This window comes from Piscinibacter gummiphilus (assembly GCF_032681285.1).
In the GTDB taxonomy this organism is placed as follows: Bacteria; Pseudomonadota; Gammaproteobacteria; order Burkholderiales; family Burkholderiaceae_C; genus Rhizobacter; species Rhizobacter gummiphilus_A.
Genome location: NZ_CP136336.1, coordinates 297568 through 315308 on the forward strand (window position 1 = coordinate 297568; position 17741 = coordinate 315308).

Consider the following 17741-nt stretch of genomic DNA (forward strand, 5'->3'; position numbering starts at 1 on the left):
ACCCCACACAATGCGCTGGCACCAAATGTTGCAGGTACGGCGCTTGCATACAAGTTGCGCGTCTCACACGACACACTCTTCCCTCAAACCAAACGACCGTTGGAGCCTCTCGCCATGCTTCGCCCGCTCATGCCCCTGCATCTTTCCCCTCTCGCCAAAGCCGTCGCGCTCGCCAGTGCAGCGCTGTGCCTGTCTTCCGCCCCGGCCCATGCCCAATCGTCGGTGTCGCTCTACGGCCTGATCGACATGTCGGCCGGCCAGTTCCAGGACGCCGGCACGAGCAAGGTGAAGAAGGTGCAAAGCGGCAACATGGCCACCAGCTATTTCGGCTTCGGCGGCAAGGAACAGCTGAGCAACACGCTCAAGGCCAAGTTCGCGATCGAAGGCTTCCTGCTGGCCGACACCGGCAACTCCGGCCGTTTCACCGGCGACGCCTTCTGGGCGCGCGCCGCCTGGGTGGGCCTCGAAGGCGACTTCGGCTCCACCACGCTCGGCCGCACCACCAACCAGTACTTCGTCTCCACCCTGATCTTCAATGCCTTCGGCGACTCGTTCGGCTACTCGCCGTCGATCCGCCAGGTGCTGATCCCGAAGTCGCAGATGCTGCCCTTCCTGGGCGACACCGGCTGGAGCAACTCGCTGCTCTATTCGAGCCCGAGCGCGGGGGGGTTCAGCTTCAACCTGCAGGGCGCGCTCGGCGAAGGCAGCACGAGCGCCGTCGGCAACAGCGTGGGCGCCAACGTGCTGTATTTCGGCGGGCCGCTGTCGGCGACGGTCGCCTACCAGCGCGTCAAGCACGGCCTGTCGGGCTTCACGCCGGCGATCGTGTCGACCGGCTTCAAGTACCAGGACGCGGCGACGGTGGGCGTCGCCTACGACGCGAAGGTGGTGAAGGTATTCGGCCAGTACGCCCTGGTGAAGACGGAGGCGGCCACCGGCACCGAGACCAACTACTTCGGCCTCGGCGCCTCGGTGCCGGTGGGCCCGGGCAAGGTGCTCGCGCAGTACGGCCAGGCCACGGCCGAGTTCCCGACGGCCGACGTGAAGAACAAGACGCTCACCGTGGGCTACGACTACTGGCTGTCGAAGAACACCGACGTGTACGCCGTCTACATGAACGACAAGCTCACCGGCACCAACACCGGCAACACCTTCGCGCTGGGCCTGCGGGTGAAGTTCTGACGCGGGCGGGTTGATCAGAGCCGCACGAGCAGCAGCTCGGCGGCGCGCGCCGGGTCGTCGGCGTCGGTGACGAGGCACACGTCGAGCCCGCGCGCGTGGGCTCGCACCGCGATGCCTTCGGGCTTGTGCGGCGTGGCCAGCCGGTGCAGCGCGGCCAGCTCGCCGGCGGCGTCGACCACGCCAATGGCGCCACCGGCGCAGGCCCCGTCGGCATAGCTGCTGGCCGTGGCTTCGGCGGCCGCGCAGAAGACCCAGCCGCCACCGGGCAGCGCCGCGCCGTCGGTGAAGCCGAGCGGCACACCGTCGAACGTGCCCAAGGGCAGGGGCACGATGCGCGGCGCGGGCCCGATGCCGCCGCGCCCATCGATCGCGGCCACGAGTTGCGAGCGTTGCAGGTGCAGCACCGCGTTGTCGGCGCCACCCTGGCCGCCGCGGTGCAGGAGCACCAGCTCGTCGCCGTGCATGAAGGCGCCCTCGATGTTGATCTCGCCGAGCGCGCTGCGCAGGGGCTGGTAGAGCGCGGCCAGCGTGAAGCGCCGCAGGCCTCTCGTCATCCGGCCGTTCGCGTCCAGCACGAGGGCGATGCCGGTGTCGCGCTGCGCCGTCGAGCCCGAGCCGAGCGCCACCAGGGTGTGGGCGTGCCGCGTCGGGTAATCGTCGAGCAGCACCAGCGTTTCGAAATCGGCCTTGCGCCGTTTGCGCTCGGTGGCATCGGCCGGCAGGTCGCCCGGCAGCAGCCGGTGCAGGTGGCCCGGGCGATGGGCGTCATGGAAGACGGCGAGGTGCTGCTCGTCGTCGCACACCACGTAAGCGCGGCCGAACGCGCACACGAGGCCGCTCGCGGCCGACACGTGGGCCAGCCCGCGCGGGTGCTGGCGCGGGTCGACGCTCAGGGGGCGCAGGGTCTGCGCCGGCAGGGCGGACGGTGCCGCCCCGGCAGCGACACCGATCAGGCGCTCACCGGCTTGAAGTAGCGCGCTTCCAGCGTCTTGGCATTGGTGAGGTGCAGCCTCACCATCAGGCGCTCCATCCAGGTCAGCGGCTGGATGCGCCCATCGGGCATGGCCAGCACGGGGCCGAGGATGGGTTCGTCTTCAATCCGGGACTCCTGGTACTCGCGGGCTTGGATCGCGTCGCTCATGAGACCTCCTCTGTGACGGACAGGTGGAATGCGGCACGCGCAGTGCCTGTAACCACTTGTAGTCTACGTGCGGCATTTCACGGCTGGAAGGGGGCGCGTCCCCTGGGTAACCCTGGCCTTCGTGTTGATACAAACTCCGGGCATGACCGCTTCCGCACTTGCCCACCTGCCGCCCAGCGGCCCGACCGAACTGCTGTTCCTGCTCTTTCACGGCGTGGGTCAGGACGCCTCGACGATGACGCCCCTGGCGCAGCGCCTGGCCGCCGAGTACCCGCAGGCCGCGGTCGTGTGCCTCAACGCGCCCGATGCCTTCGAAGGCAAGGGTGGCGGCTGGCAGTGGTTTTCGCCGGTCGGGCTGACCGAGGCGCGGCGCGTGGAGCGTGTGGCGGCGGCGCTGCCACGCTTCATCGGCATCGTGCGCGCGGTGCAGCAGCAGTTCCACATGGGCTGGGAGCGCACCGCGCTGGCCGGCTTCTCGCAAGGCGCGGTGATGTCGCTCGAAGCGGTGCAGGCCGAGCCGCAGCTGGCCGGGCGTGTGCTCGCGTTTGCCGGCCGCCACGCCACGCCGCCCGCGCACGCGCCGCACGACACCACGGTGCACCTCTTCCACGGCATGGTCGACACGGTGATCCCGCCCGGCCCGGCCATCGACTCGGCCGAGCGGCTGGTCGCGCTCGGCGGCGACGTGACGGCCGACGTGCTGCCGCACATCGGCCACGAGCTGCACCCGGCGCTGATGGACAAGGCCATCGAGCAGCTGCGCACCTTCCTGCCCAAGAAGGTGTGGCGCGAGGCGATGAGCGATGCGCCGGTGCTGTCGAAGCCGGCCTCGAGTCGCGACCTGGATTGAGTCAGTCCAGTGAGACTTCGGCCCGCACCGCGCCAGCGCGGTCGGCCCGCGCGCTGAGCGCGAGGCGCGTGCCCTTGGGTGCGCGCACCACCCACTCGCCCACGGCGCGGTCGCCGGTGACCTCGCGCTGCGGCAGGAAGGCCTGCAGCGAGTTCTGCGGCGCATGGCCTTCGAGCTGCGGGCCTTCGGTGCGCTCCTGGCCGCTCACGAGCGACACCGTCGGGTCGCCCGCCGGCAGGTGGATCTCGAACACCACGCCGCGCACCGCCTTGCGCTCGAGCGCCCGCTTGGTCACGTAGGCCGGCAGCCAGCCGCTGTTGCCCACCGCGAAGCGCACGCGCCAGGTGTCAGGGCCGAGCGCGCGCACTTCGGTGCGCAGCACTTCGAGTTTCGGCAGCGAGAGCGTGATCTGCGTCATCCACTTCGGGAAGCGCGCGGCCTCGCGTTCGCGCAGGTGCGGCGGCGGGTTGCGCCAGTAGTTCATCTTGTCCCAGCCGCCGATCTCGACCGCCCCGAGCTGCGGGTGGTGGAAAGGCTTCCAGTCGACGTGCGCGAGGCCGCCGCACTGCTCGTCGCTCCACTTGAGCAGCTTCAGGTCGTCTTCCACCGGGTGCTCGCGGTACCAGTCGATCCACTTGTAGTCGGTGATGCCGGCTTCGCGGTTGGGCGCCCACATCTCCACCACCCAGAAGAGCGCGCCCAGGTGCTCGTAGAGCCAGTCCTGCGTGCCGGTGATGACTTCCTTGGGGTGGTATTTGAAGTCGTGCCAGATGCTGATGGCGGGGTAGCCGGTGAGCTTCTCGCCCAAGGCGCTGAAGCGCTTGTAGGCCCACAGGTCTTCGGGCGTCATGTCGTCGTCGCCGTGCGTGCCCGGTGGCCGCAGGATCACGCCGCTGTGCGTGTGGTAGCTGATGCCGGCGCCGATGTTGGGGTGCGCCAAGATGAAGTCGACCATCGCCCGCACCTCGGGCTCGCTGGTCGGGTAGGGGCCGGCGCCCACCTGCTCGTGCTCCTGCCGCCAGCCGGCGGGGAAGTTGCGGTTGAGGTCGAGGCCTTCGAGGTCCTTGTTGACCTTGATCGTGAGGCCGTCGTAGTTCTTCACGAAGCCTTCGGGCATCAGCCGGTAGTACTCGCCTCCGAACTCGCCCGGCTCGCGCGGCACCATGAGGCGCGGGTCTTGCGCGCACTTCTTGTAGGCGCCGTGCGGGTCGCGCTGGCGCATGAAGAGGATGCGGCCGTCACCGTCGACGTCTTCCATCGTGAGGCCGTCGACCGGCTCGTCGTCGAAGGGGTAGCGGCGTGTGGATGAGCGGATGTGCCGCGGCCGCTCGGCGAGCGCGAGCTCGGCGCCGTCGGGGTTGAGGCGCGGGCAGAGGTAGACCACGCGGGTGTCGAGCAGGTGCGCGATCTCGCGGTCGGTCTCGAAGCCCTGCACCAGCTGCTGCAGGTAGTACAGCACCGCGGTGCTGGCGGTGAGTTCGGCCGCATGGATGTTGCCGTCGACCCAGAAGCCGGGCTTGTCGGCGGCCTCGCCGGTGTGGGTGTTGGTCACGGTCACCACCCAGATGTCGCGCCCTTCGTGGCTCTTGCCGATGCTGTCCACCCGCACCAGGGCCGGGTAGGCGGTGGCGTAGTCGAAGAGCAGCTGGGTCAGCGCGTCGTAGGGGTAGAACGTGTCGAAGCGTTGGGCGGGTGGCTGGGGCATGGTGCGCGAGGGTAGCGACGAGGAAACCCCCATCTTGCCGCAGGGCCTTGACATAGAGTGCACTCTAGATCGCCCAATGCCGAGCTCCCTCTCACCTCACCAGGAGCTGACCATGAGCACCACCTCTCTTGCTGCCGAAAACACCCGTGTCGCGCGCCGCTTCATCGAGTGTTTCAACGACAACGACATTCCAGGCGTACTCGACCTCTTCGCCGACGACATCTGCTACCGGCTGATGGGCAAGCCCGACCGGCTGCCGAGTTCCGGCCCGAAAGACAAGGCGCAGATCGCCGCCGTCTTCGAGCGCATGAATTCGCGGCTGAACGGCGGCCTGCGCATGTGGGTCAAGAACACCATCGCCGAGCGCGACCAGGTCGCGATGGAAGTGGAATCGCGCGGCGAGCTGAAGAACGGCCGCGTCTACAACAACGAGTACCACATGCTTATCACGCTGCGTGACGGCAAGATCGTCGACCTGAAGGAGTACTACGACACCTTCCACGTGTGGGACACCTGGTTTCGCCCCGACGAACCGGCCACGACCAAGAGCGCCTGATGCCCCGCAAGCCCGGCACGATCAAGATCGGCGAGCTGTCTCGCCGCACCCTGCGCAGCGTGCACACCATCCGCTGGTACGAGACGCAGGGCCTGATGCCGGGCGTGCAGCGCGACCCTGCCGGCCGCCGCCTCTACCAGGAAGAGCACGTGGCCTGGCTCGACCTGATGGAGCGGCTGCGCCTCACGGGCATGACGATCGGCGAGATGCGGCGCTACGCCACGCTCGTGAAGCAGGGCAAGGCGACGATCGCCGACCGGCATGCGCTCTTCGCCGCGCACCGCGAGCGGGTGCTTGCGACCATCGAAGACTGGAAGCTCGGCCTCCAGCTGCTCGACCGCAAGCTCGACTATTACGGCGAGTGGCTCGCCAGCGGCAAGCGGCCGGTGGTGGGGCCTTACGAGGTCACACCACCGCCGACCCGTCCACGAACACCTTCAGCTCGCCCGGCTGCAGCGCGACCCAAGGCTCGTCGGCCGTGAGCGGCTCCGTCACCACGACGGCCACCCGGTCGTGGGGCGTGGTGACCTGGGCGAAGTCGACGCTCATGTCCTCGTCTTGCAGCCGCGCCGCGCGAAACGGGTGCTGGCGCACGATGTAGTGCAGCTTGGTCGAGCAGTGGGCCCACAAGGCCTGGCCGTTGCTCAGCATGAAGTTGAAGGTGCCGTGCGCGGCGATGCGCGGCACGAGTTCGCCGAGCGTGCGCGTGAGTTCGGCGATGGTGGGCACGCCGGCGTGCGCCTTGGCGAGCTCCTGCATGAGCCAGCAGAAGGCGCGCTCGCTGTCGGTGTCGCCCACCGGGTGGAAGGCGCTGTGCAGCGTGGGTGCGTAGCCCTTCAGGTCGCCGTTGTGCGCAAACGCCCAGTAGCGGCCCCACAGCTCGCGTTGGAAAGGGTGCGTGTTCTGAAGCGCCACGCGCCCCTGCGTGGCCTTGCGGATGTGCGCGATGACGTTGGCGCTGTGGATGGGGTAGCGCCGCACCATCTCGGCCACCGGCGAGACGGCGGCGCTCTGCGCATCGACGAAGAGGCGCACGCCGGCGTCTTCGAAGAAGGCGATGCCGAAGCCGTCCTTGTGCTCCTCGGCGCGTTTCGAGAAGCCGGTGAAGCTGAACACGAGGTCGGTCGGTGTGTTGGCATTCATGCCCAGGAGCTGGCACATGGTGGCTACTCCGTGAACAAGCGGAAGACACCCTTCGCGCTGAGCAGCTGCGCCGGGTTGCCGTTCTCTTCGAGCACGCCGGCCATGCGCCGGATGAGGCGCTCGCTCTTGCGCGCACGCCAGATCAGCAGGTCGACCAGCCACGGGTGCGCGTTGACGCGGTTGGCGCGCTCGTAGAGCTGGAAGCGCGGCTTGAGTGCGAGCAGGCTCTGCTCGTAGCCCTGGCGCACGTCGGCATCCGAGCGCTTGCCGGCAAGCGCCTCGGCGGCGAGCAGGCCGGTCTCGAGCGCCTTGCCGATGCCTTCGCCGGTGAAGGCGTAGGTGCTGCCCGCGGCCTCGCCCGTCACCAGCAGGCCCGGGCGGCTGTAGCGCGCGCCATCGAGCGTGCAGCGCAGCGGCGCACCCTTCAGCGGGCCGAGCAGCTCGCCGCCGGCCATCAGCTCGCGTGCCGGGGCGTAGAACTCGCAGAAGCTTTCGAAGAGCCGCTTCAGGTTCACGTCTTCCTTCGCGTGGCCGAAGACGCCGACGCCGATGTTGAACACGCCGTCGGCGCACGGGAAGATCCAGCCGTACCCCGGCCGCAGCTGGCGGTGCCACACCACTTCGAGCGCGCGGATCTGGCCGATCTGCGACGCGTTCTTCACATAACCGCGCAGCGCCACGGCCGACGGCCCCTGCCTGTCGCAAAGCCCCGCGGCCAGCAGCGCCTGCGGCACGGCGCCGGTGGCCAGCACCACCCAGTCGGCATGGAGCTCGCGCGCCTCGCCGCCCTGCGAGAGCCGCGCGCCGCACACGCGGCCGGCGGTGTCGGTGAGCGGCGCGTCGAAGTGCACTGGCGCAAACATGCGTGCGCCGGCGCGCACCGCGTTGCGGCAGACGATGTCGTCGAGCTCGCGCCGCGGCAGCACCGCCAGGCGGCCCGGCACGTCGACACGCCCACCGCGCGGCGCGATGCAGCCCACGTGCGTGGCGCGCTGCGCACGCGCCATCACCTCGTCGAGCACACCCAGGCGCGCGAGCGCCGTGTGCGCATCGGGGATGAGCCCGTCGCCGCACACCTTCTCGCGCGGGAAGCTGCGCTGGTCGACCAGCACCACGTCTTTGCCGGCCCGCGCGAGCGCGGTGGCGGCAGCGCTGCCGGCGGGGCCGGCGCCCACCACCAGCACCTCGCAGCGCTCGGGGAGTTGGGCCAGGGTCAGGTTCATCCGGCAAGCATAGCGGCCCGCTTTCACCCACCCGTGTGACAGGCTGGCGCAAGGTGCGCGCGAGCACTGCAGCAAGAGGCTGCAAGTTTGCGGGAAAACACCTTGTTGTGATCGATCCGCGATCTCACTGATGATCCTTCGGCACCCTGCCGACTCGATGCAGGGACGGATGGCGGCGCCCAGCCGGCCAGCCTCGAATCACACAGGAGACCTCCCGCATGAAGAAGCATTGGATCGCCGCGCTGGCCGTGGCGTTGGGTGCCGGCGTGCAGCTCGCCGCGCTCGCACAGGCGCCCGCCAAGGGCTCGGAAGAGCACATCCGCGCCGTCACCTCACGCATCGATGGCCGCGCCATCGCCAACAACACCACCACGCGCGACTGGCCAAGCTACGGCCTCGACTACGCCGAGACCCGCTTCAGCCGCCTCGACCAGATCAACGAGAAGAACGTCAAGGAGCTTGGCCTCGTCTGGAGCTACAACCTCGAATCCACTCGTGGCGTGGAGTCGACCCCGCTGGTGGTCGACGGGATCATGTACGTCACCGCCTCGTGGAGCGTGGTGCACGCGGTCGACGTGCGCACCGGCAAGCGCATCTGGACGTATGACCCCAAGGTGCCGCGCGAAGTCGGCGTGAAGGGCTGCTGCGACGTGGTCAACCGCGGCGTGGCGCTCCACAAGGGCAAGGTCTACGTCGGCTCGTTCGACGCGCGCTTGATCGCGCTGGATGCGGCCACCGGCAAGCTGGTGTGGGAGAAAGACACCTCCATCGACCGCAAGCGCCCCTACACGATCACCGGCGCGCCCAGAGTGTTCAAGGGCATGGTGATCATCGGCAACGGCGGCGCCGAGTACGGCGTGCGCGGCTACATCACGGCGTATGACGCCGAGACCGGCGCCGAGAAGTGGCGTTTCTTCACCGTGCCGGGCGACCCGGCCAAGCCTTATGAGAACGAGGCCCTCGCCCGCGCCGCCAAGACTTGGGACCCGAGCAACAAGTACTGGGAAGCCGGCGGTGGCGGCACCGTGTGGGACAGCATCACCTTCGACCCCAAGCTCAACCTGCTCTACATCGGCACCGGCAACGGCTCGCCGTGGTCGCGTGCCAAGCGCAGCCCGGGCGGCGGCGACAACCTCTTCCTCGCCTCCATCGTCGCGATCAACCCCGACACCGGCAAGTACGTGTGGCACTACCAGGAAACGCCGGGCGACAACTGGGACTACACCTCGACGCAGCCGATGATCCTGGCCGACATCAAGCTCGGCGGCAAGACGCGCAAGGTGATCCTGCATGCGCCGAAGAACGGCTTCTTCTTCGTCATCGACCGCACCAACGGCAAGTTCATCAGCGCGAAGAACTTCGTCGACGTGAACTGGGCGACGGGCTACGACGAGAAAGGCTTCCCCATCGAGACCGCGATCGCCCGCAGCGCCGACAAGGGCTACGACAGCATCCCCGGCCCGCTGGGCGCGCACAACTGGCACCCGATGTCGTTCAGCCCGAAGACGGGCCTCGTCTACCTGCCGGCGCAGAACATCCCGCTGACGCTGATGGACAACAAGAACTACAAGTTCAACGAGATGACGCTCGGCGTGCCCGGCTCCAACCAGGGCTGGAACACCGCGATGTTCATCGGCGCGGTACCCGCCACCAGCAAACCCTTCGGCCGCCTGCTGGCGTGGGACCCGGTCCGGCAGAAGGAAGCCTGGCGCCATGAGCATGTGTCGCCGTGGAACGGCGGCACCCTCGCGACCGCCGGCAACGTCGTGTTCCAGGGCACGGCGGAGGGCCGCTTCATGGCCTTCAACGCCAGCACCGGCGAGAAGCTCTGGGAAACACCCACCGGCACCGGCGTGATCGCCGCGCCCAGCACCTACATGGTCGACGGCAAGCAGTACGTGTCGATCGCGGTCGGTTGGGGCGGCTCGTACGGCGTCTCGCAGCGCGCCAGCGACAAGGTCGGCCCGGGCACGGTCTACACCTTCGCGGTGGGGGCGAAGAACCCGATGCCCGAGATGGCGCAGGTGAAGATGAACGCGTTGCTGCAAGGCGTGGCCTACGACCCCAAGCAGGTGCCCGAAGGCCAGGGCCTGTACGTGGCGAGCTGCGTGCTCTGCCACGGCGTGCCGGGCGTCGACCGCGGCGGCAACATCCCCAACCTCGGCTACTCGCACCCCGACGTGATCAACAACCTCGAGGCTTATGTGCTGGGTGGCGCGGCCAAGGAGCGCGGCATGCCCGACTTCACCGGCCGGCTGAAGCCCGAAGACATCCCGAAGCTGAAGGCCTTCATCCAGGGCGTGCCGGATTCGATCCGGCCGAAGAAGTAGGCGGCGCTCGATCTCCACGACCAGAGGCCGGGTCACGCCCGGCCTTTTTCATGCGAGCGCCCCTGAAATGACGCAGGCGCTCCCACCGAAGTGTGGAGCGCCTGCGGGTCCGGCAATGACGCCGAAGACTATGTTCGGGGAGTCACCCCGGACCGTGTGGATGTAGACACTGACCACCTCCTTTCGCAGTTGAAGGAAGCGCCAGGGTAGACCATATGGGTTGGCCATGTGTCGGTATGTGGATTGCCGGAGTACCCCCATGAAGACACTCCCCGCACGCACCTTGCTCGCTGGCGCGATCCTCCTCGTCAGCGCATCGACCTGGGCCCAGGCAGGGCCGTCCCCGGGCTGCCAGCCGCTGGAGACCCGCGAGGCCAATGCGACCTCGCAACAACCGGCGTTCGCCGGCCAGACCCGCGCCTGTGCCGCGCCGCGCAGCGCGCCGGTCACGGTGACCGTGCTGGCCACCGGCCTCGTGAAGCCGTGGGCGGTGGAGCCGCTGCCCGACGGCCACCTGCTCGTGACGGAGAAGCCGGGGCGCATGCGCATCGTTTCGCCCTCCGGCCAACTGGGCGCACCGCTTGCTGGCTTGCCGGCCGTCGACGCCCGCGGGCAAGGCGGCCTGCTCGACGTGGCGCTCAGCCCCGGGTTCGCCACCGACCGCACCGTCTACTGGAGCTACTCCGAGCCACGCCAGGGCGGCAATGGCACGAGCGTGGCGAAAGGCGTGCTCTCGGCCGACCGCACGAAGCTCGAGCAGGTGCGCGTGATCCTGCGCACCTCGCCCACCTACGACGGCGACAAGCACTTCGGCTCGCGCCTCGCCTTCGGCCCCGACGGCATGCTCTACGTGACGATGGGCGAGCGTTCCGACAGGGCGACGCGCCCGCAGGCCCAGGCGATGAACAGCCACCTCGGCAAGATCCTGCGCCTCCAGCCCGACGGCAGCGTGCCGCCCGACAACCCCTTCGTCGGCCGTGCCGGCGCCCTGCCCGAGATCTGGACCGTCGGCCACCGAAACGTGCAGGCGGCCGCCTTCGACCCGCAGGGCACGCTCTGGGTGGTGGAGATGGGCACGCGTGGCGGCGACGAGCTCAACCTCGTCGAGAAGGGCCGCAACTACGGCTGGCCGCTCATCGCTTACGGCGAGGAATATTCGGGCCAGCCCATCGGCCCCGGAGCCACCGCACGCGAGGGCCTCGTCCAGCCGGCGTATTACTGGGACCCGGTCATCGCGCCTTCGGGGGCGCAGTGGTACACAGGCGATGCCTTCCCGGCGTGGAAAGGCAACCTTTTCATCGGCGGGCTGAAGGACCGGAAACTCGTGCGGCTCGTGCTCGACGGGCACCGTGTGGTCGGCGAGGAATGGCTGCTGGCGGAGCGCGGCAAGCGGATTCGCGACGTGCGGCAGGACGCAGCCGGCGCGCTCTTCGTCGTGACCGACGAGAACGAGGGCGAGCTCTGGAAGATCACGCCGGGGCCGTGACGGCCTCGACCCCTGGCGCCTCATGCCAGGAGGCCGGCTCGAGCGCACTGGCCGCTGCGAGGTAGCACATCCGTCAGGGCCGGGCTTGTATGAATGCGGGGCACACAAGCACCAATCGCAGCGCCAAGCCGCTTCAAGGAGGATCGCGTCCCCGGTTGGGCCGTCCGGCCCGTTTCAGCCCTTCAAAAGGAACGCGCCCATGATCACCTCCCACCTCCTCAAGGCGCTGCGCAGCGCTGCCGTCTGCACCGGCGCCCTCGCCCTGCTCGGCGCGGCCGGCCTGGCCCAGGCTCAGCTCGCCACCGGCAAGCCCAAGTTCCTCGGCAACATCATCGCGGGCAGCGTGCCCTCGAACTTCAGTGCCTACTGGAACCAGGTCACGCCCGAGAACGCCGGCAAGTGGGGCTCGGTGGAGGCCACGCGCAACCAGATGAACTGGGGCCCGCTCGACACCGCCTACAACTACGCACGCTCCAACGGCTTCCCGTTCAAGCAGCACACCTTCGTGTGGGGCGCGCAGGAGCCGGGGTGGATCGGCTCGGTCAGCGCCTCCCAGCAGGCCTATGAGGTGGAAGAGTTCATGCGCCTGTACTGCGCGCGCTATCCGCAGACGCAGTACATCGACGTCGTCAACGAGCCCATCAGCCAGCCCGCCAGCTACCGCAACGCCCTCGGCGGCTCGGGCTCCACCGGCTGGGACTGGATCGTCTGGTCGTTCCAGAAGGCCCGCCAGCACTGCCCCACCGCGAAGCTGCTGATCAACGAGTACGGGATCATCAACGACGCCACCAAGCTCAACCGCTACAAGGGCATCGTCAACATCCTGAAGGCGCGCGGGCTGGTCGACGGCGTGGGCATCCAGGCGCACCACTTCAGCATGGACAACCTGAGCGCCGCCACGATGAAGGCCAACCTCGACTCGCTGGCGCAGACGGGCGTGCCCATCTTCGTCTCGGAGCTCGACATGACCGGCGACGACTCGACCCAGCTCGCGCGTTACCAGCGCCTCTTCCCCGGCCTGTGGACGCACCCCGGCGTGGCCCACGTGACGCTCTGGGGCTACATCGAAGGCCAGACCTGGGTCAACAACACCCACCTCGTGCGCCGCGACGGCAGCGAGCGCCCGGCGATGGCCTGGCTCAAGAACTACGTGCGCACCACCACCATCGGCGGGGGCGGCAGTGGCGGCACCAGCAAGAACATCGTCGTGCGCGCTCGCGGCACCACGGGCCAGGAAAGCGTGACGCTGCGCATCGGCGGCACGGCGGTGCGCACCTGGACGCTGAGCACCACGATGACCAACTACACGATCACCACCACGCTGTCGGGCGGCTCGACCGTGGAGTTCACCAACGACGCGACCGGCCGCGACGTGCAGGTCGACTACCTCAGCGTCAACGGCAGCGTGCGCCAGGCAGAAGCCCAGAGCTACAACACCGGCGTCTACCAGAACGGCGCCTGCGGCGGCGGCAATGGCTTGAGCGAGTGGCTGCACTGCAACGGCGCCATCGGCTTCGGCGACCTGTGAACCCGCCGGCTGCGAAAGGACACCCGATGAACCTCATCACCACCCGCGCGCGCCGCACGATCTCGGCGCTCGTCTTCGCGGCTGGCGCGGCGTTGCTGCTGGGCCCCCGCTCGGCCGATGCCGCCATCACCATCGACACCAACGCCTGGTACGTGCTCGTCAACGCCAACAGCGGCAAGGCGCTCGACCTCTACAACTGGGTCACCGCCGACGGCGCCGAATTCCGCCAGTGGACGCGCGCCGACGGCAACAACCAGCAGTTCCAGTTCGTGAGCTCCGGCAACGGCTACTACCGGCTTCGCAACCGCCACTCCGGCAAGGTGGTGGGCGTGGCCGGCGCGTCGACGGCCAACGGCGCGGCCATCAACCAGTACACCGACCAGAACGCCGCCAGCCAGCAGTTCCGCCTGGCCGGCAGCGACAACAGCGCGGTGCGCTTCGTCAACGCCAATTCGGGCAAGGCGCTCGACGTGGTCGGTGGGTCCACCGCCGACGGTGGCGACATCCAGCAGTACACCGACTGGGCGGGCAGCAACCAGACCTGGGCGCTGGTGCCCGTCACCACGACCACGCCGCCACCCACCGGCGGCGTGAAGCTGCCGACGAGCTTCCGCTGGACGTCGAGCGCGGCGCTCATGGTGGCCAAGCCCTCGTCGCAGTACCCCGAGGTAGCGATCAAGGACCCGACCGTCGTCTACTACGGTGGCCGCTGGCATGTGTTCTCCACGCAGGCCAAGGGCAACGGCTGGGGGCTCGAATACCGCTCGTTCACCGACTGGTCGAACGCCGGCTCGGCCAACCCATATTTCCTCGACTCCACCGCCATCGGTGCGGGCTACCGCGCAGCGCCCTTCGTGTTCTATCACTCACCGTCTCGGCTCTGGTACCTCGTGTTCCAGAACGGCAACGCCGCCTACTCCACCAACCCCGACATCAACAACCCGGGCGGCTGGAGCGCGGTCAAGACCTTCTACAGCAGCGTGCCGAGCAACATCCAGGCTGACATTCGCGCCGGGGCCAACTGGCTCGATTTCGCGGTGGCTTGCGACACGGTCAACTGCCACCTCTTCTCGGCGGGCGACAACGGCAAGATCTACCGCTCGCAGACGACGCTGGCGAACTTCCCCAACGGCTTCGGCAGCACGGTGGTCACCTTGCAGGACTCGAACCGCAACAACCTCTTCGAGGCGCCGCAGGTCTACAAAGTGCGCGAGACGGGGCAGTACCTGATGATCGTCGAGGCCATCGGCAGCAGCGGGCGCTACTTCCGCTCGTTCACCTCACCGAGCCTGAGCGGCCCGTGGACGACGCTTGCCGCCACCGAGAGCAACCCCTTCGCCGGCGACGCCAACGTGAGTTTCCCCGCCGGCAAGTGGAGCCAGGGCATCAGCCACGGCGAGATCCTGCGCACCGGCTACGACCAGAACCTGGAGATCAGCGCCTGCAACATGCGCATGCTCTACCAGGGTCTCGCGCCGGGCGCGAGCGGCAGCTACGACCGGCTGCCGTACCGCCTGGGCCTGCTCACGCAGACCAATTCGCCCTGCTGAGGGGCTGAGCGGGCCACGTGCGGCCCGCTCGTGTCTTCACGACGCCGCGGGCGTCGGCGTCTTGAAGAGCGGCCCCAGTGCGGGCTGGGTGCCGTCGGACTTGCGGCGCTTGCGCCCGCTGGCCGTCTTGCGGACCTGGGCGGCCGAGATGGTTCGCTTGCCTACGCGCTTCTTTTTTGCCAGTGCCATGTCGATCCTTTCGAGTGAATGAGCCCGTCAGGATACAGGCGGCCCGGCGATCGAATTCCCCAGCCGTAAAAAAGGCCACCCGAAGGTGGCCTGGTCCCGCCATCAACAACCCCCATCCATTCGTTGGGGCTAGGCCGATTGGATCTTCTCCGGCGTGAAGGGCATCGAGCGCAGGCGCTTGCCCGTCGCCGCGAACACCGCGTTGCCCACTGCCGGCCCGATGAGCGCGGTGCCGGGCTCGCCCACGCCGCCAGGCTTCTCGGTGCTCGGCACGAGCACGGTCACCATCTCGGGCGACTCGTTCATGCGCAGCAGCCTGTACTGGTGGAAATTGGTCTGCTGCACCCGACCCTTGTCGAGATTGATCTCGCCATAGAGCGCGGCCGTGAGGCCGAAGACGATGCTCGACTGGATCTGCGCCTCCACCGTGTCGGGGTTGACCATGCGGCCGAGGTCGGCCACGGTCGTCACCTTGTGCACGGTGATCGCGCCGTTGTTGAGCGAGATCTCGGCCACCATCGCCATGTAGGTGTCGTAGCCCTCCATCAGCGCGATGCCGCGTGAGCGGCCGGCCGGTGCCGCCGTGCCCCAGCCCGACTTCTCGGCCACCTGCTTGAGCACGTTGGCAAAGCGCGGCTTGCTGGTCAGCAGCGACATGCGGTACTGATACGGGTCCTGCTTGGCATTGGCCGCCAGCTCGTCGATGAAGGTCTCGTTGGCGAAGGCGTTGAGCGCGTGGCTCACGCTGCGCCAGTAGCCCACGCGCAGGCCGGCGTCGTGTTTCAGGATCTCGTGCTTGGTGGCCGGGATCTCGTACGCCGCCATCGCGGCCTCGGTCATCAGCGGGTCCTGCACCGGGGCGGGCAGGCCGAAGACACGGCCGGTGACCGACTGCGATGTCATGCGGAAGGTCATCGCGGTCGGCTTGCCGTCGTCGCCGATGGCGGCGGCCAGGTGGTGCACCGACTGCGGCCGGTAGAAGTCGTGCGTCATGTCGTCTTCACGCGTCCACACGAGCTTGACCGGCTTGCCCACGGCCTTGCTGATCTGCGCGGCCTGGATGATGAAGTCGATGTCGATGCGCCGGCCGAAACCGCCGCCGAGGAAGGTGGTGCGCAGCGTGACGTTCTCGATCGGCACGCCGCAGACCTTGGCCACGGTGCCGGCGGCGGCGTCCTGCCACTGCGTCGGGCCGATGAGGTCGACCTTGTTGTCGTGGTACCAGGCGGTGAAGTTCATCGGCTCCAGCGGCGAGTGCGACAGGAGCGGCATCACGTACTCGGCCTTGAAGACCTTGGCGCCCGCCGCCTTGATCACCGCATCGGCATCGCCGGCCTTGGGCAATGGCAGGGGCTTGGCGCCCTCGGCCACCGCGGCGGCCTTGATGCTCTCGAGCATGCTCTTGTCGGTGAGCGAAGCGCCCGCGCCTTCGTCCCACTCGATCTTCACGCCCGTGCGGGCCTTGTTGGCGTGCCACCAGGTGTCGGCGACGACGGCCACGCCGTCGGGGATCTGCACCACGTCGATCACGCCGGGCATCTTCTTCGCTGCGCTGGCGTCGAAGCTCTTCACCTTGCCGCCGATCACCGGGCACTGGTCGAGCGCGGCGTAGACCATGCCGGGCAGCTTGACGTCGATGCCGAACTCGGCGGTGCCGTTGGTCTTGGCAGGGGTGTCGAGCCGCTTGGTGGGCTTGCCGACGATGCGGAAGTCCTTCGGGTCCTTAAGCTTCGGGGTCTGCGGCACCGGCAGGCGGGCGGCGTCGGCCGCGAGCTGGCCGTAGGTGGCCTTCTTGCCCTTGGGGCCGAGCACCATGCCGTTCTCGGCACGGAGCTGGTCTTCCGGAATGTTCCATTTCAGCGCAGCGGCGCTCACGAGCATCATGCGCACCTGGGCGCCGGCCACGCGGAGCTTGTCCCAGCCGTCGCGCACGGAGGTGGAGCCGCCGGTGAGCTGCGGGCCGCCGAGCAGGGCGTTGCCGTAGATCTTGCCGTTGGGCGGCGCCATCGCGACGCGGATGTTCTTGATGTCGACGTTGAGCTCTTCGGCAATGAGCATGGGCATGGAGGTGTAGACCCCCTGGCCCATCTCGGAGCGGGCCGAGATCAGCGTGATGGTGTTGTCGTCGCTGATGTGCACCCAGGCATTGGGCGTGTGCACGGTGCCGGCAGCCAGCGCCTTGCCGAGGCCGCCGACGTCGACGCCCAGCAGGAGGCCGCCCGAGGCGGCGAGGGTGGAGGCTTGCAGGAAGCCGCGGCGCGAGGTGGTGATGGTGGTCATGGCGTCCGCTCCTTCAGGCCTTGTTCATCTCGGCCGCAGCGGTCTTGATCGCGGCCTTGATGCGGGAGTAGGTGCCACAGCGGCAGATGTTGCCGCTCATCGCGGCGTCGATGTCGGCATCGCTCGGGTTCTTGTTGGCCTTGAGCAGCGCGGCGGCGCTCATCAGCTGGCCGCTCTGGCAGTAGCCGCACTGCGGCACGTCGTGCGCGATCCAGGCCTTCTGCAGCGGGTGGGTGTTGTTGCGCGACAGGCTCTCGATGGTGTTGACCGACTTGCCGGCCGCGGCCGACAGCGGGGTCTGGCACGAGCGCACGGGCTGGCCGTCGAGGTGCACGGTGCAGGCGCCGCACAAGGCCATGCCGCAACCGAACTTGGTGCCGGTCAGGCCGACTTCATCGCGGATCACCCACAACAGCGGGGTGTCGGGTTCGGCCTTGACGGTCATCGTCTTGCCGTTGATCTTCAGGCTGGTGCTCACGGTGGGGTCTCCTTGTTGTGGGACGTGCGATCACCGGGTGCTGCTGCTGTCGCACGGCTCGATCAAGCATCGGCCAAGCAAAGCGCGAAGTCCAACCTGG

The 17741-nt window shown here is 68.4% G+C and carries 16 protein-coding genes; 8 read left to right on the plus strand and 8 right to left on the minus strand.

Features of this window, described 5'->3' with window-relative positions; genetic code table 11:
- The first annotated feature begins 114 nt into the window (after positions 1-114).
- Positions 115-1182 (plus strand): porin, encoded by a 1068-nt coding sequence (locus RXV79_RS01435; protein ID WP_316701569.1) that lies wholly within the window; start codon positions 115-117, stop codon positions 1180-1182.
- Positions 1183-1196: 14 nt separating this feature from the next.
- Here RXV79_RS01435 and RXV79_RS01440 read toward each other — a convergent pair whose 3' ends face one another.
- Together RXV79_RS01440 and RXV79_RS01445 are read right to left on the minus strand one after the other, a co-directional pair.
- Complete coding sequence (locus tag RXV79_RS01440) at positions 1197-2033, minus strand: DUF6929 family protein (RefSeq protein WP_316701570.1); 837 nt, start codon at positions 2031-2033, stop codon at positions 1197-1199.
- 98 nt (positions 2034-2131) lie between these two features.
- The gene (locus RXV79_RS01445; RefSeq protein ID WP_316701572.1) at positions 2132-2323 is read right to left on the minus strand and encodes a hypothetical protein; all 192 of its coding nucleotides are present in this window, start codon (positions 2321-2323) and stop codon (positions 2132-2134) included.
- A gap of 142 nt (positions 2324-2465) precedes the next feature.
- Between RXV79_RS01445 and ypfH the strand changes: the two genes are divergently transcribed.
- Complete coding sequence (gene ypfH / locus RXV79_RS01450; RefSeq protein WP_316701573.1) at positions 2466-3173, plus strand: esterase; 708 nt, start codon at positions 2466-2468, stop codon at positions 3171-3173.
- Position 3174: 1 nt separating this feature from the next.
- Here the strand turns inward: ypfH and RXV79_RS01455 are convergent, their stop codons facing one another.
- Complete coding sequence (locus RXV79_RS01455) at positions 3175-4878, minus strand: M14 family metallopeptidase (protein ID WP_316701574.1); 1704 nt, start codon at positions 4876-4878, stop codon at positions 3175-3177.
- A gap of 112 nt (positions 4879-4990) precedes the next feature.
- On the opposite strand from RXV79_RS01455, the gene RXV79_RS01460 reads away from it, so the two are divergent.
- The gene (locus tag RXV79_RS01460) at positions 4991-5434 is read left to right on the plus strand and encodes a nuclear transport factor 2 family protein (RefSeq protein ID WP_316701575.1); all 444 of its coding nucleotides are present in this window, start codon (positions 4991-4993) and stop codon (positions 5432-5434) included.
- On the plus strand, positions 5434-5916 hold the full coding sequence (locus tag RXV79_RS01465) for a MerR family transcriptional regulator (RefSeq protein WP_316701578.1): 483 nt from the start codon (positions 5434-5436) through the stop codon (positions 5914-5916). Before RXV79_RS01460 ends, RXV79_RS01465 begins: the two co-directional genes overlap by 1 nt.
- On the opposite strand, the gene RXV79_RS01470 is transcribed toward RXV79_RS01465, so the two are convergent.
- Both RXV79_RS01470 and RXV79_RS01475 read right to left on the minus strand, forming a co-directional pair.
- Positions 5840-6595, minus strand: coding sequence for a class II glutamine amidotransferase (locus RXV79_RS01470; protein ID WP_316701580.1), 756 nt, complete (start codon positions 6593-6595; stop codon positions 5840-5842). The two genes, RXV79_RS01465 and RXV79_RS01470, sit on opposite strands and share 77 nt — an antisense overlap.
- 5 nt (positions 6596-6600) lie before the next feature.
- On the minus strand, positions 6601-7800 hold the full coding sequence (locus tag RXV79_RS01475) for an NAD(P)/FAD-dependent oxidoreductase (protein WP_316701581.1): 1200 nt from the start codon (positions 7798-7800) through the stop codon (positions 6601-6603).
- 218 nt (positions 7801-8018) lie between these two features.
- On the opposite strand from RXV79_RS01475, the gene RXV79_RS01480 reads away from it, so the two are divergent.
- From RXV79_RS01480 to RXV79_RS01495, 4 genes are all read left to right on the plus strand, one after another.
- Positions 8019-10130, plus strand: coding sequence for a PQQ-dependent dehydrogenase, methanol/ethanol family (locus RXV79_RS01480; RefSeq protein ID WP_316701582.1), 2112 nt, complete (start codon positions 8019-8021; stop codon positions 10128-10130).
- A 259-nt stretch (positions 10131-10389) separates the two neighbouring features.
- Entirely contained in the window at positions 10390-11616 is a 1227-nt protein-coding gene (locus RXV79_RS01485) for a PQQ-dependent sugar dehydrogenase (protein WP_316701584.1), read from the plus strand.
- Between the two features lie 199 nt (positions 11617-11815).
- Positions 11816-13144 carry an endo-1,4-beta-xylanase gene (locus tag RXV79_RS01490; RefSeq protein ID WP_316701585.1) on the plus strand — a complete coding sequence of 443 codons (1329 nt, stop codon included), beginning with the start codon at positions 11816-11818 and terminating at the stop codon, positions 13142-13144.
- Between the two features lie 26 nt (positions 13145-13170).
- A complete protein-coding gene (locus RXV79_RS01495; RefSeq protein WP_316701586.1) occupies positions 13171-14694 on the plus strand; it encodes a non-reducing end alpha-L-arabinofuranosidase family hydrolase in 1524 nt (507 codons plus the stop codon).
- A gap of 36 nt (positions 14695-14730) precedes the next feature.
- On the opposite strand, the gene RXV79_RS01500 is transcribed toward RXV79_RS01495, so the two are convergent.
- The 3 genes from RXV79_RS01500 to RXV79_RS01510 all read right to left on the minus strand — a co-directional run bounded on the left by RXV79_RS01500 (position 14731) and on the right by RXV79_RS01510 (position 17641).
- Positions 14731-14883 carry a hypothetical protein gene (locus RXV79_RS01500; RefSeq protein WP_316701587.1) on the minus strand — a complete coding sequence of 51 codons (153 nt, stop codon included), beginning with the start codon at positions 14881-14883 and terminating at the stop codon, positions 14731-14733.
- Between the two features lie 129 nt (positions 14884-15012).
- On the minus strand, positions 15013-17163 hold the full coding sequence (locus RXV79_RS01505; RefSeq protein WP_316701588.1) for a xanthine dehydrogenase family protein molybdopterin-binding subunit: 2151 nt from the start codon (positions 17161-17163) through the stop codon (positions 15013-15015).
- A 13-nt stretch (positions 17164-17176) separates the two neighbouring features.
- Positions 17177-17641 carry a (2Fe-2S)-binding protein gene (locus tag RXV79_RS01510; protein ID WP_316701589.1) on the minus strand — a complete coding sequence of 155 codons (465 nt, stop codon included), beginning with the start codon at positions 17639-17641 and terminating at the stop codon, positions 17177-17179.
- Positions 17642-17741: the final 100 nt, after the last annotated feature.